The sequence below is a fragment of the Variovorax sp. genome (assembly GCF_035634955.1).
Taxonomy (GTDB): domain Bacteria; phylum Pseudomonadota; class Gammaproteobacteria; order Burkholderiales; family Burkholderiaceae_C; genus Variovorax.
Window position 1 is genome coordinate 101,802 of record NZ_DASQBZ010000022.1, and the last position, 22,139, is coordinate 123,940.

12 protein-coding genes are annotated in these 22,139 nt (G+C 73.0%); 7 read left to right on the plus strand and 5 right to left on the minus strand.

Annotated features, from left to right (window positions below):
- The first annotated feature begins 13 nt into the window (after window positions 1-13).
- A complete protein-coding gene (locus VES41_RS12635) occupies window positions 14-5,362 on the plus strand; it encodes a filamentous hemagglutinin N-terminal domain-containing protein (protein WP_324817280.1) in 5,349 nt (1,782 codons plus the stop codon).
- A gap of 18 nt (window positions 5,363-5,380) precedes the next feature.
- Here the strand turns inward: VES41_RS12635 and VES41_RS12640 are convergent, their stop codons facing one another.
- From VES41_RS12640 to VES41_RS12655, 4 genes are all read right to left on the minus strand, one after another.
- Window positions 5,381-6,157: a hypothetical protein gene (locus tag VES41_RS12640; protein ID WP_324817283.1), complete on the minus strand. Its 777-nt coding sequence runs from the start codon at window positions 6,155-6,157 to the stop codon at window positions 5,381-5,383.
- A complete protein-coding gene (locus tag VES41_RS12645) occupies window positions 6,150-8,261 on the minus strand; it encodes an ATP-binding protein (RefSeq protein WP_324817285.1) in 2,112 nt (703 codons plus the stop codon). Before VES41_RS12645 ends, VES41_RS12640 begins: the two co-directional genes overlap by 8 nt.
- Window positions 8,258-9,298, minus strand: a complete 1,041-nt coding sequence (locus VES41_RS12650; RefSeq protein ID WP_324817288.1) for an ABC transporter substrate binding protein — start codon at window positions 9,296-9,298, stop codon at window positions 8,258-8,260. The genes VES41_RS12645 and VES41_RS12650 overlap by 4 nt, the downstream gene beginning before the upstream one ends.
- A gap of 168 nt (window positions 9,299-9,466) precedes the next feature.
- Window positions 9,467-11,374: an ATP-binding response regulator gene (locus VES41_RS12655; protein WP_324817291.1), complete on the minus strand. Its 1,908-nt coding sequence runs from the start codon at window positions 11,372-11,374 to the stop codon at window positions 9,467-9,469.
- 195 nt (window positions 11,375-11,569) lie between these two features.
- Here VES41_RS12655 and phnD point away from each other — a divergent pair, with 195 nt between their 5' ends.
- The gene (gene phnD / locus VES41_RS12660; RefSeq protein WP_324817447.1) at window positions 11,570-12,634 is read left to right on the plus strand and encodes a phosphate/phosphite/phosphonate ABC transporter substrate-binding protein; all 1,065 of its coding nucleotides are present in this window, start codon (window positions 11,570-11,572) and stop codon (window positions 12,632-12,634) included.
- An 8-nt stretch (window positions 12,635-12,642) separates the two neighbouring features.
- On the opposite strand, the gene VES41_RS12665 is transcribed toward phnD, so the two are convergent.
- Window positions 12,643-12,972 carry a hypothetical protein gene (locus VES41_RS12665; RefSeq protein WP_324817293.1) on the minus strand — a complete coding sequence of 110 codons (330 nt, stop codon included), beginning with the start codon at window positions 12,970-12,972 and terminating at the stop codon, window positions 12,643-12,645.
- Between the two features lie 216 nt (window positions 12,973-13,188).
- On the opposite strand from VES41_RS12665, the gene tssK reads away from it, so the two are divergent.
- The 5 genes from tssK to VES41_RS12690 are packed head-to-tail and all read left to right on the plus strand — an operon-like array spanning window position 13,189 to window position 22,104.
- Complete coding sequence (gene tssK / locus VES41_RS12670; RefSeq protein ID WP_324817296.1) at window positions 13,189-14,517, plus strand: type VI secretion system baseplate subunit TssK; 1,329 nt, start codon at window positions 13,189-13,191, stop codon at window positions 14,515-14,517.
- Complete coding sequence (locus tag VES41_RS12675; RefSeq protein WP_324817298.1) at window positions 14,514-15,836, plus strand: DotU family type VI secretion system protein; 1,323 nt, start codon at window positions 14,514-14,516, stop codon at window positions 15,834-15,836. Before tssK ends, VES41_RS12675 begins: the two co-directional genes overlap by 4 nt.
- Window positions 15,833-19,456 carry a type VI secretion system membrane subunit TssM gene (gene tssM / locus VES41_RS12680; RefSeq protein ID WP_324817301.1) on the plus strand — a complete coding sequence of 1,208 codons (3,624 nt, stop codon included), beginning with the start codon at window positions 15,833-15,835 and terminating at the stop codon, window positions 19,454-19,456. The genes VES41_RS12675 and tssM overlap by 4 nt, the downstream gene beginning before the upstream one ends.
- 36 nt (window positions 19,457-19,492) lie before the next feature.
- Window positions 19,493-20,209: a type VI secretion system-associated protein TagF gene (tagF, locus tag VES41_RS12685; RefSeq protein ID WP_324817304.1), complete on the plus strand. Its 717-nt coding sequence runs from the start codon at window positions 19,493-19,495 to the stop codon at window positions 20,207-20,209.
- An 11-nt stretch (window positions 20,210-20,220) separates the two neighbouring features.
- Window positions 20,221-22,104, plus strand: coding sequence for a serine/threonine-protein kinase (locus VES41_RS12690; RefSeq protein ID WP_324817307.1), 1,884 nt, complete (start codon window positions 20,221-20,223; stop codon window positions 22,102-22,104).
- Window positions 22,105-22,139: the final 35 nt, after the last annotated feature.

Below are 22,139 nucleotides of genomic sequence, written 5' to 3' on the forward strand. Positions count from 1 at the left end.
GCCGGTCAACGCCATGCAGCCTCAACACGCCCGATCGAACGCCTCGCGGCCGCCGCGCGCGCGCGCCCGCCTGCCCGCGCCGGTCCTGCGGCCGACGCCGCTGGTGCTCAGCCTGATCTGCCTGGGACTGACCCCGGCCCTGGCGCAGACGCTGCCGACCGGCCTGACGCCCACGCCGGCCGTCACCGCCGAGACCGCCGGCGCGACGATGACGGTCCGGCAGAGCACGCAGCGCGCGATCGCGCAGTGGCAGGCGTTCTCTATCGGCGCCGGCGGCACGGTCAACGTGGTGCAGCCCGGCAGCGCCAGCGTGCTGCTCAATCGCGTGGTCGGTGGCCAGGCCTCCAACATCGCCGGCAACCTCAACGCCAACGGCCATGTCTACCTGATCAACCCGGCGGGGGTGTTGTTCGGCCCGACCTCCTCGGTCAACGTCGGCGGCCTGGTGGCGTCCACGCTCGACATCACCGACGACAACGCGTTCCTCAACGGCAGCAGCCGGCTGGTCTTCCAGCGCGCCGCCGGCAACAACGCCGCGGTGACCAACCAGGGCGTCATCAACGTGGGCGAGGGCGGCATCGCCGCGCTGATGGGCGCGCAGGTGACCAACAGCGGCACCATCGGCGTGGCGCGCGGCAGCGCCGGGCTGGTGTCGGCGCGCACGGTCACGCTGGACTTCGAGGGCGACGGCCTGACGCGCTTCACCATCCCCGCCGATTCCCTGGACGCGCTGGCGGCGGCCACCAACACCGGCGTCGTCACGGCCGACGGCGGCCGCATCGCCATGCAGGCGGCGTCCACCGCCAAGGCGCAGGTGGTCAACCAGGCAGGCGTCCTGCGAGCGCGCACGCTGGACGCACGCAGCGGCGAGATCGTGCTCGGCGCCGGCATCGGGACCGGCATCGACAACCTCAACAGCATGCGCGTGGCCGGCACGGTCGACGCCTCGGGGGGAAGCGGCGCCGGCGGACGCATCGACATCGGCGCCGGTGCGCTGACCGTGGCTGGCGCCTCGCTGGACGCCAGCGGTGCCAGCGGCGGGCAGATCGTGACCTCCGGCCACCGCGTGACGATCGACGACCAGGTCCAGGTGAACGCCGGCGGCACGGCGGGCAACGGCCAATGGACGGTCAATTCCGACCAGGACATCCTCGTGACCGCCACGGCGCCGGACGACGCGCCGATCTTCATGGGCGGCATCATCAACGCCGGCGCGCTGGGCCGCGCACTCGGCCGCAATACCGACGTGACGCTCAACAGCAACGCCACGCCGACCCCGTTCGACAACAACGGCTACTCCGGCGGCTTCGGCGTGACCTTCCTCGATGCGCCCATCACCAAGGACGCCGGCGGCGACGTCACGTTCTCGGTCAACTCGAACCGCTACGTGGCGCTGCAGCAGGCGAACCTGAGCTCGACCAGCGGGGCGCTCAACGTCAACCTGAATGCCGATGCCAAGGGCGCGCTCTCGTCGGCGCCGGCGCCGGTCACATCGGTGAACACGGCCAGCGGCGGCGCCGTGCTGATGGCGCAGTCGACCATCGAGACCAACGGCGGCAGCATCCGCGCCTACGGCCAGAGCGATCCGGCCAACGGCCGCGCGCGCGGCGTCGTCCTGCCCAACGGCCAGTACCAGCCGGACGGCGTCCAGGTCGGCGACACGCTGCTGTCCACCTGCGCCGCCGGCCAGGCCGCATGCACCGGCGCGGGCGACATCAGCCTGCGCGGCGAAGGCGTCACGCTGCAGATCGAGGGCACGGAATCGATCAGCGGCAACGGCGTCGGCGTGCACGGCAGCGTGCTGCGCACCGGCAGCGGCGCCGTCACGCTGGATGGGCGCGGCGGCATCGGCGCCTCGGGCGTGCGGCTGGACAGCGCCGGGCGCCTGTACCAGGGCCGCATCGAATCGGCCAGCGGCAACGTCTCGCTGCGCGGGGACACGCGCGGCTGGACCGCGGCCGATCCGGTGGTGATGCCGCAGGTGCAGTTCGACGGCGCCAACAGCGACGGCGATGCCGGCGGCGGCGGTGGCGTGGTGGTGGCCGATGCGGTCATCGCCACCGGCGGCGACGTGCGCATCGAGGGCCAGGGCGCCGACCTCACGGCGCTGGGCGCGCAGGCGGCCTTCCGCTCGGCGCTGCTGGCCAACAGCAACTCGGCGACGATGGGCAGCTCGCACGGCGTGGCGCTGTTCGACTCGGACGTGGGTGCCGGCGCCGGGCGTCGCATCGACATCATCGGCACGGCCGGCAGCAACGGCTTCACGGCGGTCAGGCAGGCCGGCGTGATCTCGGTCGTGCCCGACACGCGCAGCGCCTACGGGGTCACCGTCGATGCCAGCTTCGGCCGCGGCGCCGTCACCGCCAAGGGCGGGAGCATCACACTCGACGCGAACGGCACCGACGTCAACCTGGGCTACACCGACGACTCGGAGGGCGGCCCGATCGCCCTGCTGGACGCGTCTTCCGACACCGGCCAGGGCGGCAGCATCTCGGTGACCGGCCGCAACCTGCTGGTGACGAACGACTACACCGAGGAGGCGACCCCCGCCTTCATCGATGCGCGCGGTGCCACCGGCGGCGGCACCGTCGCCTTGCGCGCGAGCGGCGACATGGGCATCGACCAGAACGCGAGCATCCGGGCCGACGCCACCGGGGCCACCGGCAACGGCGGCCGCATCGAGGCGGTGGCGCAGGGCGACCTGCGCAGCCACGGCGTGTACGGCGCGCGCGCGGGCACCGGCGGCGGCAACGGCGGCTTCGTCGAGACCTCCGGGCGCAATGTGGACCTGCGCGGCATCCGGGTGGATGCCGGCGCGCCGGCGGGCAACGCCGGCCTGTGGCTGGTCGATCCGTTCGACATCACCGTCGCGCACGGCGACGCGGCCGGCACCCTGCCGGCGCAGCCGTTCGTGCCGCTGGCCAGCTCGACGGTCCAGGACGGCGACATCAATGCCGCGCTCAACAGCGGCACCAACGTCACGATCACCACCGGGGCGCCGGCGGCGAACTCGTTCACCGGCTCGATCTATCTCGACCGGGGCGTGGACATCAACCTCGGCACGGCCACCAGCACCGCGCCGCTGACATTGCGGCTGGAGGCCCAGCGCGACATCCAAAGCCTTGCCCGCGACACGCAGATCCGCAGCACCGGCACGCAGCCGCTGAACGTCGAGTTCGCCGCCGGGCTCGGCCCGGACGGCGGCAGCATCGACTATGGCGGCGGCATCCTGACCAACGGCGGCAATGTCGCGATGACGGCGCTGGGCGGCCGCTTCGACCCCTGCACGATCTGCCTGACCGCCACGACCATCGACACGCGCACCGGCGGCAGCGATGCCAATGCCGGCGGCAGCGTCAGCCTGCAGGGCGTGCAGTCCACCGCCGCCATCGGCGAAGGCGGCATCTCCACCGATGCCGTGGTGGACCTCTACGACACGAGCATCAGCAGCAGCACCGGCAACGTCGAGGTGTCCGGCCGCGCCGCGATCGGCACCGGCGTTCGCATCCTGGCCCTCGACGCCGCGGCGCCCACCGGCATCCGCACCACCAGCGGCAGCATCGCCGTCACGGGCATCGGCGCCTACAGCAGCAACAGCAGCGACGGGCCTGGCCACGGCGTCAGCATCGACGGCGCGGTGCTGCGAACGACGGACGGCAGCATCGACGTGCGCGGCCTGCGCACCGGCGGTCCCGATCCTGCGCCACCGCCGCTCGCCCCGCTGGTCGTATTGCCCGAGCCGCCGGGGAACGGACGCGGCATCGGCGTGCTCATGGCCAATGGCGCCCTGGCCACCAGCACCGGCAGCGGCCGGATCGCCGTGACCGGCGAGACGCAGGGCGACGGCGCCGGCCTGCTGCTGACCGGGGCGGCCACCGACGTGTCCGGAGCGCCCGTGCCGGCCTCCCGCATCGACGGCAACAGCCTGGTGACGCTGCGAGCGGCCAACGACGGCAGCAGCGATGCGCTGGCACTGGACGGCACCGTGCGTGCCGGCCAGGTGCTCAACCTGCGGCCCGGCGGCGTCGACCAGGCCAGCGGTGCCGGCGTCGACCGCACCGCCAACCCGATCACCCTGGGCGGTTCGGGCGGCACCGGCTTCGACATCTCGTCCGACGAGCTGGCGCGCCTGGATGCCGGCGCGCTGGTGGTCGGCAGCAACACCCATGCGGGAAGCATCACCGTGAATGCGGCCGTCAACTCGAGCGTGCCGCTGACGCTGCAAAACGGCGGCGGTGGCGGCATCACGCTCGGCGCCCCCGTTACGGCGCCGCAACTGGGCCTGATCAGCGGCGGCAGCATCACGCAGGCGGCGGGCGAGGCCATCACGGCGGGCACGCTGCTGGCGCGTTCGATCAATGGCGACGTGATCCTGGCCGACCCGGCCAACAACGTCAGCGCCAGCACCCTGGGCGGCGGCGCGGCGGGCCGTTTCGAGTACGTCAACGCCGGCAGCCTGCGCGTGGGCGCCGTCTCGGTCGTCGGCTGGGACGCCGCGGGCGAAGCGCCGCTGCCGGTCACCGCCACCTCGATGGCGGCGGACACGCTTCTCGTGCGCACCCTGTCTGGCGACCTGCTGCTGGACACCGCGGTGAGCAGCGTCGGCGGCGCCGACCTGGTCGCGGCCAACACCTTCCAGAACCCCGGCGGCGGCAGCCTGGGCGGCGCGCCATGGCGGGTGTGGGCCGACACCTGGGTCGGCGAGACGCGCGGCGGGCTGGCCGGCTCGGGCGCCTTCCCCAACTACTACAACTGCGCTTTCCTCGGCGCCTGCGGCGTCACCGTCACGCCGGCCGACAACCATTTCATCTACCGACAGCAGCCGACGGCGACGGTCACCATCGGCAGTTTCCAGCGCACGGTCGGCACCGCCAATCCGCCGTTCGGCTTCACCGTATCCGGCCTGATCCTGGGCGACACCGGCGCCGGCATCGGCGGCACGACGAGCAGCCCGGCCGACGCCGCCAGTCCGCCCGGCAGCTACCCGGTCGACGGCAGCTTCACCTCCGCCGAAGGCTATGCGATCAACGTCGTGCCCGGCCAGCTGCGGGTGGTGGCGCTGGAAGTGGTGCCACCGCCGCCAGTGCCACCGGCAGCGCCGCCGCCGGCCCCGCGAGAGGCCCCGCGCGCCGACATCCTGCCGCGCTTCGTCGATGTGCTGCGCGAGGAGCCCACCACCTGGCTGTACGACCGCAACATCGGCATCGCGCCGATCTGCCTGGCCAGCAGCGCGCCGTTGACCGGCGACCGGGCCGTGCAGGGCAACGACGTGCTGGCGCGCCAGTGGTCGATGGTGCGCACGCGTCCCAACCTCACCAGCTGCCTGGACACCGAGCGGACCAACAGCTGCGGCGACTTCTGACGGCGCCGCGGCCCGCCTTCAGCAGCCCAGCGCGCGGGCGAAGTCCCCGGTGTAGACCTTGTGGCCCTGGTGGGTCAGGCGCGCCCGGGTGTCGACGTGCACCTTGCCGCCGACAGATTGCCAGCGACGGCAGAAGGCGTAGTCCTCGCTCAGGTAGCGGCCGTTGCCTGGCTCGGCCATGACGTCGAAGAACCGGTAGTGCGCGGGTTGCCGCGCCGCCGCGCGGCCGCCCAGGTCGGGCGTGTAGCGCAATTCCGGCAGGGCGTCGGCCATGCGCTCGAAGACGTGGCGCGCGATCAGCATGAAGCCGGTCGGCGCGTCCAGCACTTCCAGAAAGCCGTGCGCATCCACCTCGCCCGGCGCGTGGCGCAGCAGGTTGGCCGGAAAGCTCGCGTAGCGCGCCTCGAAATCCTCGCGCGTGCTGCCCGCGGGCAGCGGCTGGTCCAGGCCCTGCGCGGGCCAGGCATCGTGCTTGTGCGGGTAGACGCCGGCCACCACGTCATGGCCCGACAGCAGCAGCCGCAAGGCCGCCTCGGGCTCGAAGCCGATGTCGGCGTCGATCCAGAACAGGTGCGTCCAGCGCGGGTCGGCCATGAACTCCGCCACCATGCGGTTGCGCGCCCGCGTGACCAGGCTGTCGCCGTCGAGAAAGCGCGTGTGCATGGCAAAGCCGTGCGCATACGCCAGGCCGACCAGGCCCAGCAGGCTGCGCACGTAGCCGGTGGTCAGCGCGCCGCTGTAGCTGGGCGTGGCGATCCAGGGCCGGATGCCGGGGAGCGCGCCGGGCTCAAGCATGGAAGGGCACGGGCACCGGCGTGGCCGACTGGCGGCGGGTGGTGAGCAGGGCGCGCAGCTTGGCCGGCGCCACCGGCTTGGTCAGCAGGCTCGCGTCATGCGCGCGCAGGCGCTTGAGCGATTCCGGCCCGGTGGCGCCGGACACCAGTACCGCCAGCGCATCGGGCTGCAGCTTGCGCGCCGAATCGATCACGGCCAGGCCGTCGTCATGGCCGGCCAGCTGCAGGTCGCACAGCACTACGTCGAACTGCGCGTCCGGCTCGGACATGAGGGCGATGGCATCGGCCACCGTCCGGGTGCACACCGGCACGCAGGCCCATTGGCGCAGCAGCTCGTGGGTGGCGTGCAGGATGGCGTCGTCGTCGTCCACCACCAGGCAGCGCAGGCCCGCCAGCGGCGCGCCGGCGGGCGGGGCCGCCGACGGCCTCGGCGCGGGCGCCTGCCGCGCCTGCGCCAGCGTCAGCGAGAAGGTGCTGCCTTCGAGCAGTGCCGAGCGCAGCTCGATGCGCGAGCCCATCAGCGCCGCCAGCCGCGCGCAGATGGCCAGGCCCAGGCCGAAGCCCTGGCGCCGGTCGCGCTCGGTGTTGGCCACCTGGTAGAACTCCTCGAAGATGCGCTGCTGGTGGATCGGCGCGATGCCGATGCCGTTGTCGCGCACCTCGATGCGGGTCGTGCCCGGCCGCGTCCCGCGCCGTGCCGCCACCAGCACCGTGCCTTCGGGCGGGGCGTGGCGGATGGCGTTGCCGATCAGGTTGCCGACGATGCGCAGCAGCATCGCCGCGTCGCTGTGCACCAGCCGGCCCTGCGGCTTGAACACCATGCGCACCTGCGACTGCGCCGCCTGCGCGGCGTGCTGGGCGGCCAGCTGCTCGAACAGCGTATCCAGCGCCACCGGCGCCATCTTCGGCGTGAGCACCTGCGCGTCCAGCCGCGAGATCTCCAGCAGGTCGTCCAGCAGCAGCGTCATGAACTGCGTGCCTTCCTGCAGGCGCAGTACGGCCGGGCGTTGCGCATCGCTGGCGCCGGGCAGCAGGCCGTCGATGAACAGGCCCATGGCATGCAGCGGCTGGCGCAGGTCGTGGCTGGCGGCCGCCAGGAAGCGGGCCCGCGACAGCGCGGCCTGCTCGGCCTCGGCCATGCGCTGCAGTGCGACCGACGTGGCCTCGCGCACGCGCTCCTCGCTGACCTGGTGGTTGTGGGCCAGGCGTTCGGCCAGCCGGTTGACATCGTGCGCCAGGCTGGCGAGCTCGTGCGGGCGCGCGGCCTCCGCGGCGCCGCGCGCGGGCGCGGCCTCCACGTCGCAGCGCGTGTCGAAATGGCCGCCCTCGAGCGCGGCCACTGTCTGCGAGATGCGGCGCAGCGGACGGGTCACGCTGCGCGCCATGTGACGCACCGAGGCCCAGGCCACCAGCAGCGCGATCAGCGCGATGCCGACGCCGGCCAGCAGCGAGCGATAGCGCTCGCGGCTGTAGGCGGTGGTGTCGCGAAACGCCTGCACCAGCCCGATCGGCGCCGCGCCGGGGCCCGGGGGGGCGGCGGCGGTGGCGCCGGGCGCCGGCGGGCCGAACGGGCTGGCGCCGGGCGATTCGCGCAGCCGCACCGGCGCCGTGTACACGCGCAGCTTCTCCAGGTTGCCGACGGCCGGGCCGGCACTGACGAACAGCCCGGCGTTGTTGCTGATCTCGACACGCGTCGCCTGGCCGCCGCGCAGCGCCGAGTTGGCCACGGCCTGCACGGCGGCCTGGTCGCCGGCGTACAGGCTCAGGTCGGTCAGCGCCGCCACCTGTCGCGCGATCGCCTGCCCCTCGGCGTCGAAAGAATGCTCCAGCGCCTCCAGCCGCGCATGCGTGAACCACGCGGTGAGCGCCAGCGCCGCCGCGGCGCAGGGCATCAGGCCCAGGCGCAGCAGGTCGCGCCGGAGATTGCCGCTCATGACGATCGCGTGCGGGCCCGGGCCGGAGCCCCGTGCGAAGGCGGCCGGCACGAAGGCCGAGCCGGGCGGGTCGTCGGCCGCCCCCGCCTCGGCCGGCGCCGGCGTGGTGCGACGCCGGTCGGCATCCCGCGGGGGTGGGGTGGCGGCCATGGCGGGCACGGCCGGGCTCATGGGGTGGCCGCCGCGACGCGCCGGGTCAACTCGTCGCTGCTGGGCAGCCGCAGGCCCAGGCTGCGCGCCACGTTGCCGTTGACGCTGACCGTCGACGGCCGGGCCGCCTCCACCAGCAAGGCCTCGTCCGGGCCGGCCACCAGCCGGCGCCCCAGCGCCTGTGCCTGCCGCGCCATCTGCGCCGGGCCGCACAGCGCGGACGCCAACGCGCCGGAGCGAACCATCGCGTCGCTGGCGCCGAACACCGGCACGCCGGCGCCGGCGGCCGCACGCAACACCGCGGCAGTGGCGGCGGCGTCGTCGCCGATGGCGTCGGGCAGCAACAGCAGGGCATCGCTGGCGGGCAGCACGTCACGCAGCGCGGGGCCGATGGCCTGCACGTCGGCGGCCGTGGCCACGTTCAGTGTCCAGGCGCTGCCCGCGGCCTGCTCCAGCGCCTGCACCAGCGGCTGCGACTGCGCCGCCGCCAGCACGCCCAGGCGGCGCCCCTGCGGCAGCGCCGCGGCGACCAGCCTCAGTTGCGCCGCCATGGAAGGGTCGCGCAGCAGCACGGCCACGCGCCGGCCGGCGCGGTGCAGGCCGGGGCTGGACTTGAGTTGCTCGTACTCGAGCTGGCTGAGCATGGCCAGCAGCAGCGGGTCGGCGCCGTCGCGCTCGACCGCCGAGCGCGCCGCTTCCGCACCGACCGCCACCGTCGTCGCCGCGCCGGCCGGGGCCGTGGCGGGTGCGATCCGGCCGCGGGTCCGCACGCCGGCATTCGCGGCCTCCTGGCCGGTCTCGTTGTCGGGCGCGAGCACGACCGCGGCTGCGGTGGTGCCGGCGCCGTCCAGCCGTATCACGCGGAAGTCGCCGCCCGGCTCCTCGAGCGTTCGCAGCTGGCGCACGAACTCGTCGTCGGCCGCGCCGCCGGCGGTCAGCACGGTCACGCGCGCCGATGCCGCCTGCGCCAGGCCAGGCGGCACGCCGGTCAGGATGAGCAGCACGGCGACGAGTGCCCGCAGGGCACCGGCGACGGTCCGCACGCTTTCGAGAAGCATGAAGGTTCACCGCGGTGAGGATCGCCTGACTGTAGGGACGCGGCTGGGTTCGCGCGATAAGGCGGAGGGCTTATGTCGCGTGCGTGGCGGCCCTGCGGGCATGCGCGCTATGCCGATCGGCATAGCTCACGGGGATGAGGGGCGCGCCGCACGTCCCCGGAATCCGGTTCAGGCCGGTATGCGCAGCGCCGCCAGCTGCGCGCCGATGGCCTGGCGCAGCGCCCTCGGCGAGACCGGTTTGTAGAGCACCATCACGCCGGCCTGGGCGACTTCGCGCAGGCGGTCCGGCTTGGTCTCGCCGGTGACCAGCAGCCGCGCGGTGCCCGCGCCGATGCCGCGCGGGTGCTTCTCCAGCGCGGCCAGCACGTCCAGCCCGTTGTCGCCGCCTTGCAGCAGCAGGTCGGAGACCACCGCATCGGGCGGCGCGGCCCACTGGTCGGCCAGCGCCAGCGCCTCGGCGCGCGACTGCGCGGCCATGACCTCCATGCCCCAGTTCGTCAGCACGACCTGCAGGCCTTCGAGGATGGTGCGCTCGTCGTCGATCACCAGCACCCGCACGCCGGCCAGGTCGCCGGGCATCGGATCCGCCGGCGCCAGCGCCGCCGGCTCCGACGGTTGCGCATCGGCCACCGGTTCGACCGCGCGCACCAGCATCCGCACGCGGGTGCCGCGGCCGGGCACCGAGGCGAGGTCGACGCGCGTGTTGAGCAGCGCCGTCAGCCGCTTGACGGTCGACAGCCCCAGGCCCATGCCGCGCGGCGAGCCGCTCTTGCGCTGCGGATCGATCTGGAAGAATTCCTCGAACACCCGGGCCTGGTGCTGCGGCGCGATGCCCACGCCGGTGTCCCACACCTCGATGCGCACGCCGCGCCCGCGCCGGCGCGCCCCGACCAGGATGCCGCCTTCGTTCGTGTGGCGCAGCGAGTTCGACACCAGGTTGTTGAGGATGCGCGAGAGCATCACGTAGTCGCAGCGCACCCAGAGGTCGGTCTTGCGCACCACCAGGCGCAGGCCCTGCTGCTCGGCCACGTTGCGGAAGTTGCGGCTGATCTCGTCGAACAGCCGGTCCAGCGGGAAGTCGGACCATTGCGGCTGCAGCACCCCGGCGTCGAGCTGCGACAGGTTCAGCAGTTCGGAGAACAGGCGGTCCAGAGAGTCCACGCATTCGCGGATGTGGCCGATGCGCGCCAGGCGCACCGGGTCGGTCTCGCCGTTGGCCAGGCCGTCGGAGAACAGGGTGAGCGCATGCAGCGGCTGGCGCAGGTCGTGGCTGGCGGCCGCCAGCAGCCTTGTCTTGGCCTGGCTCGCCACCTCGAGCTGCTGGTTCTTGCGGGCCAGCTCGGCGGTGGCCTCGCCAATGCGGCTTTGCAGCATCCGCCGGCTTTCTGCCAGCGCCATGGCCGCCTGGTTGAAGCCGTGCTGCAGGCGCCGGACCTCGGCGGTGCCGGCCACCGCCACCTGGGCATCCTCGCCGGCGCCGAGGCGGTCGACCGCCTCGCCCAGGCGCCGGATCGGTGCGCTGATGCGGCGCGCCGCCCACCAGCCGGCGAGCCCGACGCCGGCCAGGATGGCGCCGAGCACCAGCAGCACGTTGAGGAAGACGGCCTTGCGCGCAACGGTGACTTCGTCGAGGCTGATCTCCACCATCACCATGCCGCGGTTGGCGCCGTTGTCGCCGGTGATGGGCGAGTACACGCTCAGGCCCTCGCCGCGCCGCATGTCCGACGTCTGCGCGTCGGCCAGGATCTCGCCGTCGCTGGTGCGGATCTGCACCTGGTGGATGTGCGGCTGCGAGGCGCCGGCCTGCACCGTGCGCAGCAGGGCGCGCCGGTCCATCTGCGCCAGCGGCCCCTGCGCCAGGGAGGCGACCTGCAGCGCCACCGCCTGCGCGCTGGTGCGCATCAGTTCGGTCACGTTGGCCAGGTGCTGGCGCGTCAGGACCACGATGGCGCCGGCGGTGGCCAGCACCGCCGGCAGCACCGCCAGCAGCACCAGCTGCTGCGCCAGCGACAGCCGCGGCAGGCGTTGCAACAGGCGCGTTGTGGGCGCGGCCGGCGCATTGGAAGAAGATGCCATTCGTCCGAACTTGGTTAGTGGTATCTAATTGTGTGCCTGCCGACGGTGCTTGACCACCGGGCATTGGGCCTGTTCCTTCAGGCCGCCGTATCTGGAACACCGATGACGCTCGTCCGTTTCGCGAACTGCCTGCCGGCGCGACTGCTGCCTTCCCCCTCCAGCGACCCGTCGCGCGGGCAACGGATTGTCGGCTGGATGCAGCGCCTGCGCCGCATCGCCGCGCTTCTGGTGCTTGCGCTGCCGGGCCTGCCGTCCATGGTCCATGCCCAGGACGGCGTGATCGAGGTGCCGGCCGTCGGCGGCGTGGTGATGGGCGCGCCGCTGCGCTTCGGCATCCTGCCGCTGGGCGGCGCCTTCGAGTCGCGCAACGACTGGGGACCGGTGCTGGCCGATTTGAGCCGCGCCATCGGCCGGCCGGTGAGCGTGCTGTCCGTCACCTCGTACGGCGCGCTGGAGGAGGCGATCCGCCGCAACGAGGTGGACATGGCCTTCCTGTCCGGGCGCATGGCGCTGGACGCGGTCACCCAGCACGGGATGATGGTGGTGGCGCAGGTCACGCGGCACGACGGCCTGCCCGGCTACCGCGCGCTGCTGCTGGCGCGCAAGGGCGACGCGCCGGCCTCGCTGGATGCGCTGCTCGCCGAGCCCGAGCGGTGGCGCATCGCGCGCGGCGAGCGGCGCTCGGTGTCGGGCTTCATCGTCCCGCAACTGCAGTTGTTCCTGCCACGCCACATCCAGATGGAGACCCGCTTTCGCAGCGAACTGGTGGGCACGCACCAGTACACCGCACTGGCGGTGGCCAACGGCGACGCCGACGTGGCCACCAACAACACCGCCGACTTGGAGCGCTTCCGGCTGCAGTTCCCGTCCGAGGCCGCCCGGCTGCGCGTGCTGTGGCAGTCCGAGCTGATCCCGCACGCGCAGATCGTCATGCGCCGCAGCTATCCGCCGGCGTTCCAGCAGCAGGTGCGCGACTTCCTGGTCGGCTACGGCCGCGCCCCCGGTCCCACCGGCGATGCCGAGCGCGCCCTGCTCAAGTCGCTGCACGACCTGGCCGGCTTCGTCGCAGCCGACGACGCCTCGCTGCGGCCGGCCGCCGAACTGGCCTACCAGTTGGCGCGCCAGAGCGCGATGGAAGCGCAATGGGTCGACACCGCGTCGCGCGATGCACGGCTGGCGCGGCTGGCGCGCGAGTACGAGGAACAGATGCGCCTGCTCGGAGCGGGCGCCGGCGGCGACGATCGCCCGCCCGGGAAATAGCCCCCGCGCTACAGCGCCTTGAGCAGGCTGCCGGACACGTAGATCTTCAGGCCCAGTTCCGGGGGCTCGCAGCTGAGCCTGAAGGCGCTGTCGCCGATCGGCTTGCCGCGCCAGGTGAGCGTGAACATCGCGTCGCTGCCGAATGCCGACGGCGTCGAGAAATCGTGCCGCGTCACTTCCATGATCACCTGCGCCTCGTCATCGGACTGGTCGATCTCGCCGCGATAGAAATGCAGCTCGTCCGCGCCGACGAAGGCGCGCCCGCGGATCAGGATCGCGGTGGTGCCCAGCGCACCCTTGCTGGTCGTGAACAGGGCTTCGTAGATTCCGTCTTGCATGGCTGTCTTCCTTGCATCCCAAGCACATCACACACGCGCGGCCGCGCGTGTAGGAGTGGCGCCTGAACCCCCATCCGAGGCGTGCGCGCACCGGCGAAGACTAGGACCTTCGCACTAGGGGCGCGCCGTCGGCTAGTCCATAGGACGGATTTGCCCCGCGCGGCAAGGGTCCGAAACTTCGCGTCTGCGGCACCCCTGCCGACGCATGGAGCGCGGATGAGCTGGCGAACAAAAGTGGTGTGGAGCGAGGGGATGCTGTTGCAGCCCCAGCACCTTCAGCAAAGCGAGCGCCATGCCGACCATGCCCGCCATTTGCTGCTGCGCAGCACCGTCGCCCACGGTCGCGGCTTCGCCGAACTGGAGATCGACAGCGCGGCGCTGGCGCTGGGCAAGCTGGCCCTAGTGCGCGCGGTCGGTGTGTTCGGCGACGGCACGCCGTTCGACATGCCGGCGGTGGACCCGCTGCCCGAAGCAATCGAGATCGCCGGCGCGGCCAGGAGCGAGGACATCGTGCTGGCGCTGCCGCTGCGCCGGGCCGGCGCGCGCGAGTCCGACGCCGAAGGCTACGAGGACCTGGTGCGCCACCGCGTGCTCGAAGTGGAAGTGCCCGACGCCAACACCGCCGGCGAGCGCAGCGCCACGTTGCAGCTGGGCGCGCTGCACACGCGCCTGATGCGCGCCGGCGACGCCACCGATGCCTGGACCACGCTGCGCATCGCGCGCGTGGTCGAGCGCCGCGTGGACAACCAGGTCGCGCTCGATCGCAACCTCGTGCCTCCGCTGCTCGACGTGGCCGCGCACGCGTTGCCGCGCAGCTGGCTGGACGAACTGCTCGGCCTGCTGCGCCAGCGCGGCGACGAGCTGGCCGGCTCGCTCACCGCGGGGGGCACCGGCGGCGTGGCCGAGATCGCCGACTTCCTCATGCTGCAGACCATCAACCGTCACGAGGCGCTGTTCGCGCACCTGGCGCAGCCGGGGCTGCTTCATCCGCAGCGGCTGTTCGAGCACGCGCTGGCACTGGCCGGCGACCTGGCGACCTTCCGCGACGGACGCCGCACCGCGCGCTTCGGCCCCTACGTGCACGACGACCTGGCGCTGTCGTTCCGACCGGTCATGGACGACCTGCGGCGCAGCTTCTCGATGGTGATCGAGCGCGCGGCCATCCGCATCGACCTGCACGAGCGCAAGAACAACGTGCACGTGGCGCTCATCAAGGACGTGGAGCTGCAACGCAAAGCCACGTTCGTGCTGGCCGTCAATGCGCAGATGCCGGGCGAGGCGCTGCGCGCACGCTTTCCCACGCAGGTCACCATCGGGCCGGTCGAGCGCATCCGCGACCTGGTCACGCTGGCGCTGCCCGGCGTCGCACTGGCGGCGATGCCGGTGGCGCCGCGCCAGATCCCGTTCCACACGGGCGCCAGCTACTTCGAGCTGGAGACGCGCAACAGCGACTTGTGGCGCCAGCTCGAGCAATCGGGCGGCATGGCGATGCATGTGGCCGGCGATTTCCCCGGGCTCGAACTCTCCTTCTGGGCCGTGCGATGACCGCCCCTGATCCGTTCTCGGGGGAGGCCGAGCGCACGGTGATCAAGCCGCGGCCGCGCCAGCCTGCGGGGGCGCCGGCGACGGTTGCGGGCGGTGCGGCTGCGGCGCCGGTGCCGATGGACATGGGTGCGCTGGGGCTGGTCAATCCGCTGGTGTCGGCGGCGGGGCGGTTGCTGGTGCTGATCGGCAAGCTGCGCAACCTGGTGCAGCCGCGCGACGTGGCCACGCTGCGCGCATCGACCGCCGATGCAGTGAACCAGTTCGACGCCGACGCGCGCCGCGCGGGCATCGGCAACGAGTCGGTGCTGGCGGCGCGCTACGTGCTGTGCACGGCGCTCGACGAGGCGGCGGCCAACACGCCTTGGGGTTCGCAGGGCGGGTGGAACAAGCACAGCCTGCTGGTGCAGTTCCACAACGAGGCGTGGGGCGGCGAGAAGGTGTTCCAGCTGCTGGCCAGGCTGGCGCAGGACGTGCCCCGGCACCGCGACCTGCTCGAACTCGTCTACTGCGTGCTCGCGCTCGGCTTCGAGGGGCGCTACCGCGTGCTCGACAACGGCCGCGCGCAGCTGGACAACGTGCGCCAGCGGCTGGCCGACCTGATCGCGAAGGACAGGCCGGCAACCGAGCCGGCGCTGTCCCCGCATTGGCAAGGCGCCGGGGCGGGCAGCGTGCGGCTGCGCGACACGCTGCCCCTGTGGGTCGTGGGCGCGCTGTTCCTGCTGGTGCTGGCGCTGGCCTGGTTCGGCATGCGCCTGTGGGTCAACAACCGGTCCGACCAGACCTATGCCGACGTGTCCTCGCTGCGCGTGCCGCAGCTGCAGATCGCCCCGCCGGCCGCGGTGATCCCGGCGAAGGCGCCGCGGCTGGCGAAGTTCCTCGAAGCCGAGGTCAGGCAGGGCCTGGTGACCGTGACCGACGAAGCCGACCGCAGCACCGTGCGCCTGAGCGGCGACAGCTTCTTCGCCTCGGGCAGCGCCGAGCCGCGGGCGGCCGCGCTGCCGGTGCTGGCGCGCATCGGGGAGGCGCTGGCCGAGGTGCCGGGCGAAGTGCTGATCACCGGCCATTCGGACAACGTGCCGATCCGCTCGATGCGCTACCCATCCAACTGGCACTTGTCCGCCGCGCGTGCCGACGCCGTCAAGGGCGCCTTGTCGAGCCGGGTCGAGCCCGCCCGCATGCGGGCCGAGGGCCGCGCCGACGCCGAGCCCGTCGCGCCCAACGACACGCCGGCCAACCGCGCCCGCAACCGCCGCGTCGAGATCGTGCTGCTGGCCCCGCCCGAGCGGGTGGCCGCGCAGACGCCGGAGCCCAGGCGATGACGAAGAAGCTGCTGCGCGCCGTCTTCCATCCGCTGTTGCTCACGCTGCTGGCGTTGCTGGTGCTGGGCTTGCTGGTGTGGTGGGTCGGACCGCTGATCCGCGTCGGCGAGCATGCGCCGCTGCAGGGCGAACTGGCGCGGGGCGTCACGATCGGCGTCATCGTCGCGCTGGTCGCTCTGCGCGCGCTGTGGCGCAGGCTGCGCACGCGCCGCGCCAGCCGGCAGCTGGGCGACACGCTGATGCAGCCGGCCCCGGCGCGGCCGGAGCAGCCGCACAGCGCCGAGCAGAAGGTGCTCGACGAACGCTTCACCCAGGCGGTGGCCACCCTGCGGCAGATGCGCCTGTCGGCGGCCGGCCGCAAGCCGGGCTGGCGCGACTGGCTGTCGCTGTCGGGCGGCAGCTACCTGTACGACCTGCCTTGGTACGTGTTCATCGGCGCGCCGGGCGCGGGCAAGACCACGGCGCTCATCAACTCGGGCCTGTCGTTCCCGCTGGCCGAGAAGTTCGGGCCCGGCGCCATTCGCGGCGTCGGTGGCACGCGCAACTGCGACTGGTGGTTCACCGACGACGCGGTGCTGATCGACACCGCCGGACGCTACACCACGCAGGACAGCCACCAGGCCGAGGACAAGGGCGCATGGGACGCGTTCCTGGGACTGCTCAAGAAGGTGCGTCCGCGCCGGCCGCTCAACGGCGTGTTCCTCAGCATCAGCGCCGGCGACCTGCTGACGCAGGGCCCGGAGCAGCGCGCCGGCCTGGCGGCTGCGCTGCGCGCGCGCCTGCTCGAGCTCGACGCGCAGCTCGCGACACGGCTTCCGGTGTATGTGCTGGTCACCAAGACCGACCTGCTGTACGGCTTCACCGACTACTTCGACGACCTGGGCAAGGAGCAGCGCGCGCAGGTGTTCGGCTTCACGCTGGGCCTGGCCGAGGGCGAGCAGGTCGCGCAGCAGGGACAGGCGCCGCAGCAGTCGATGGGCGCGGCGTTCGGGCGCGAGTTCGCGTTGCTGCACCGGCGCCTCAACGACGGGCTGATCGCGCGCATGCAGCGCGAGAGCGACGGCGCGCGGCGCGCGGCCATCTTCGGCTTTCCGGCGCAGTTCGGTGCCATCGGCCCGCTGGTGTCGGACCTGCTCGAGCAGGTGTTCACCGCGTCGCGCTTCGCCCGCACGCCATGGGTGCGCGGCGTCTACTTCACCAGCGGCACGCAGGAGGGCAGCCCCATCGATCGCGTCATGGGCGGCATGGCGCGCGGCTTCGGGCTCGAGCGCGCGACGCTGCCGCCGCAGCACGACAACGGGCGCAGCTACTTCATCACGGCGCTGCTGCGGCAGGTGGTGTTCCCCGAGCAGAACCTGGCCGGCGCCGACGTGAAGCTCGAGCGCAGGCGCCACCTGCTGCGCCTCGGCGCGGTCTCGGCGATGGCGCTGCTCACGCTCGGCCTGCTGGCCGCCTGGGGCTGGAGCGGGTGGCGCAACCTGGACTACCTCGCCTCGGTGCAGGCGCGCGTGGCGCCGGCGCGCGAGACGCTGGCGGCGCTACCGCGGACCGCGAGCAACCTGGTGCAGGTGGCGCCGCTCCTGGACGGGCTGCGCGACATCTGGCGCACGCCGGCCAACCGCGACGGCGACCCGCCGCTGGGCATGACGCTGGGCCTGTACCAGGGCGACAAGCTCGAGGCCGCCGCCATGCTGGCGCACCAGCGGGCCCTGAACGAAGCCTTCCTGCCGCAGATCGCCAAGCGCGTCGAGGACCAGTTGCGGCTGGCGCAGAAGGACAACCTCGAGTTCACCTACGAGGCGCTCAAGGCCTACCTGATGCTGCACCAGCCCGAGCATTTCGACGGCGACGCGCTCCGGGCGTGGGTGACGCTGGACTGGTCGCGCAACCTGGACCGCGCCGTCTCCGAGGACCAGCGCCGCATGCTCGAGGACCAGCTCGACCTGCTGATCGCGCAGGGCCCGCCGCGCGCGCCGCTGCAGACCGACGAGGCGCTGGTGCGCAACGTGCGCGCGCTGCTGGCCAGCTACCCGCTGGAGCAGCGCGTGTTCAGCCGGCTCAAGCGCCAGCGCCTGGGCCAGGACGTGGCGCCGTTCACGGTGGCCGGTGCGGCCGGGCCTTCGGCGCCGCTGGTCTTCGAGCGCGTCAGCGGCAAGCCGCTGACCGACGGCGTGCCGGGCCTGTTCACCTTCGACGGCTATCACAAGCGGTTCCAGCGCGAGGTGCTGGTGGTGACCACGCTGCTGTCGCAGGAAGACCCGTGGGTGCTGGGCCAGCAGGGCGGCACCGCCGAGCGATTGCGCGAGGCTGGCGGGCTGGACGCGCTGACCGATCGGGTGCGGCGCCTGTACCTGCAGGAGTACGTGAAGGTGTGGGACGCGTTCCTGGCCGACGTGCGCCTGATCCGCGCGCCGAGCCTGGACAAGAGCATCGAGGAGGCGCGCATCCTATCGGGCGCGGTCTCGCCGCTGGCCGGCTTCCTGCGCGGTGTCGTCAAGGAAACCACGCTGGTCCCGCCGGACAACAAGGACGTCGTCAGCAAGGCCACCGAGACGGTGCGCGGCGCGCGCCAGAGCCTGGAGGCGCTGCTCGGCGCGGCACCCGGCGCCGCCCCGGGCGGCGCGCCGCCCGGCAAGCGCATCGAGAGCATCGTGGACGACCATTTCGAGCCGCTGCGCCGGCTGGTGACGCCGGCCGCGCCCGGCGCGCCGGCCCCGCTGGACGAGGCGCTCAAGCTGTTCAACGAGGTGTACGTCTACCTGACGGCGGTGGACACCGCGGTCAAGGCGCGCAGCTCGCCGCCGCCGGGCGACGTGGCGGGCAAGCTCAAGTCGGACGCGGCGCGCCTGCCCGAGCCGGCGCGTTCCATGATCGAGGACCTGAGCCAGGCCGGCGCGACGCAGGCGAGCGTGGCCGAGCGCGGCAACCTCAACCAGGACCTCAGGCCGGTGACCGAGTTCTGCCAGCGCGCCATCGCCGGGCGCTACCCGTTCGTGCTCAAGTCCCGGCGCGACGTGCTGCCCGAGGACTTCGGCCAGTTCTTCGGTCCCGGTGGGCTCATGGACGAGTTCTTCCAGAAGCGCCTGGCACCGCTGGTGGACACCAGCACCCGGCCGTGGCGCTACAAGCCGGTGGCCGAACGCGCCGGCGTCACCACGCAGGCGCTGGCGCAGTTCGAACGCGCCGCGCGCATCAAGGACATCTTCTTCCGCGGCGGCGGGCGCGGCCCGTCCATGCGGCTGGACTTCCGCCCGATGGAGATGGACGCCGGCATCTCGCAGTTCGTGCTGGACGTGGACGGCCAGTTGGTGAAGTACGCGCACGGCCCGGTGGTGCCGATGGCGGTGCAGTGGCCGGGGCCCAAGGGCAGCAACCAGGTGCGGCTCGAACTGAGCCCGCCGTCCTCGTCCGGGCCTTCGGGTGCCACCACGGACGGGCCATGGGCGCTGTTCCGCCTGCTCGACGACGGCCAGCTCGAAGCAGGCGACGCGCCCGAGAAGTTCTTCATCACCTTCCAGGTCGGCGCGCGGCGCGCCCGCTTCGAGGTGACCACCAACAGCGTGCAGCACCCGATACGCCTGAAGGAGCTGCGCGAATTCACCTGTCCCGAGGGGCTATGACGCAACCCCGGCCCCGCCGCACCGCAGGACCTCGACATGAAGCGTGAACAATCGCCCGCGCGCGTCGAGGCGCATCCGTTGCCCGGCTGGTGGGGCAAGCTGCCGGGCATGGGCGACTTCGCCCACCGGCGGCTGCCGGACGAGTTTCGCCACGCCTGGGACCATTGGCTGCAGGCCGGGCTGCTGCAACTGCGCGCGCGCCACGCCGACTGGACCGGGCGCTACCTGTCGGCGCCGCTGTGGTGCTTCATGCTGGGCGACGGCGTGATCGGCGCCGGCGCCTGGATGGGCGTGCTGATGCCCTCGGTGGACGCCGTCGGCCGCTACTTCCCGTTCACGGTGGCCGACGCCATGGGGCCGGGCCCGGCCAGGCTGCATGGGCCAATGCTGGCGCACGCCCGCCACTGGCTGGAGCGGGCCGCGCAATGCGCCATCGACGGACTGGAGCAGGACCTGGACGCGCTGCGTTTCGACGCGCTGGTGCTGCAGCGCTTCGGCGACGGTGCGGGCACAGGCGCGGCCCCGGGCGAACCGCCATTGCCGGGCGACGCGGCCGATGGCGAGGGCGGCGACGATGGCGCGCAGGACGCGGGCGAGCCGATCGGGCTGGCCCTGCCCGAGTTCGGCCAGTCGCTGTGGTTCACCGATCCGGCGGCGCGCGGCGGCCAGGGCATGAGCACCCTGGGACTGCCGCAGGACGAGCAATTCGACGCGCTGTTCGGCTTTCCGGCCGGCGACGTGGCGGACCAATAGCGGAACCGGTCATGCACGACGGCCCATTCCCGCACGACGAAACGGACGCGACGCGCATCGCCGGCGCGCCGGCCCCGGCGCAGGACGGTGCCGGCCTGCTGCCCGTCGGCAGCCGCCTGGCCGAATTCGAGCTGACCCGCGTGGTCGGGCAGGGCGGCTTCGGCGTGGTCTACGAGGCGTGGGACACCGACCTCGAGCGCGTGGTCGCGATCAAGGAGTACCTGCCGGTGTCGCTGTCCACCCGCCAGGGCGACGGCACGGTGATGCCGCTGTCCGAGCGCACGCGCGAGACGTTCGACCTGGGCATGCGCAGCTTCATCAACGAGGCGCGGCTGCTGGCGCAGTTCGACCACCCCTCGCTGCTGAAGGTGCTGCGCTTCTGGCAGGAAAGGGGCACCGCCTACATGGCGATGCCGTTCTACCGCGGCCAGACCCTGCGCCAGGCGCTGGGCGGGCAGCGCGACGGCGGCGCGGGTGAAGCCTGGCTCATGGACATCCTGGACGGTGTGACGCAGGCGCTGGCCGTCATGCACGCGGCCAACTGCTATCACCGCGACATCGCGCCGGACAACATCATCCTGCTGGAAGATTCGGGCCGTCCTGTGCTGCTCGACTTCGGCGCGGCGCGTCGCGTCATCAGCGACAAGACGCAGGCCATCACGGTCATCCTCAAGCCGGGCTACGCGCCGGTCGAGCAATACGCCGAGATGCCCGACATGGCGCAGGGCGCCTGGACCGACGTCTATGCGCTGGCGGCGGTGATGCACGTGGCCGTGACCGGCCGGCCGCCGCCGCCTTCGGTGGCGCGCATGCTCAACGACAGCTACCTGCCGCTGGCCGCCGACGAAGGACTGCGCACGCGCTACAGCGCGCGCCTGCTGTCGGCGATCGATGCGGGACTGGGCGTGCGTCCGCAGGCGCGCCCGCAGTCCATGGCCGAGCTGCGCGGCCTGCTGGGGCTGGAACCCGGCGACGTGCCGCGCCGCGTGCCGGCGGGCGACGGCGACGACGACCGGACGGTGATCCTGCCCCGCGCAACGCCGGGCGGCGGCCCCGCGGCTGCCCGCGCGCCGGCGGGGCGCGGGCGCACCGCGGCCGCGCTGGCCGTGCTCGCGCTGCTGGGCATCGGCGGCGCGTGGTGGTGGATGCAGCAACGCGGCGACGGCGTGCCGACGGCGAACGGCCCGGCGCCTGTCGCGGCAACGCCCGGCGTCGGCGCGCCAGCGCCGTCGATGCCGGACGCCGCGCCTGCCGGGCCTTCGCCAACCCCTGCGCCAAGCGCGGCGCTGGCGCCGGTGCCCGCGCCGCCCCCGGTCGCGCAAGCCGCGCCGCCCGCCGCACCGGCGCCGGAAGCAGCGCCGCCGCCGCCGGTCGCGCCGCGCGCGGTGACGCCGCTCGAATCGCTGCAGTCGCTCGCGCGCGGTGCCACTGCCGGCTTCGACGTGACGGCGCGGCCGGCCAAGGCGGAGGTGAACATCGGCAAGGACGCGCTGGGGTTCGACCTGCGCAGCAACCGGGCGGGCTTCGTCTACGTGTTCCTGCTGTCCTCGGGCAACGAGTTGTTCCTGCTGTTCCCGAACCTGCTGGACAAGTACAACAGGATCACGCCGAACACCACGCTCACGCTGCCGCGCGCATCCTGGCCCATGAATTCGGGCGGGCCGCCCGGCAGCAACGAGTTCGCCGTGCTGGTGAGCGAGCACGAGCGCGATTTCTCCGGCACCGGCGTCATCACCGACGGTGTCTTTCCGCAGTTTCCGTTGCCCGCCCTGGCGGCGCTGGAGGCCGTGCGCGGCACCGGCCCCGCGCCGCTGCTCGGGCGGGCGGTGTGCGCGCCCGGCACCCCCTGCCGGGATGCCTATGGCGTTGGTCGATTCAAGATCGTCGAGAAGTAATCGTCTGCGCCAGGTGAAGGCCGGCCATGCGGACG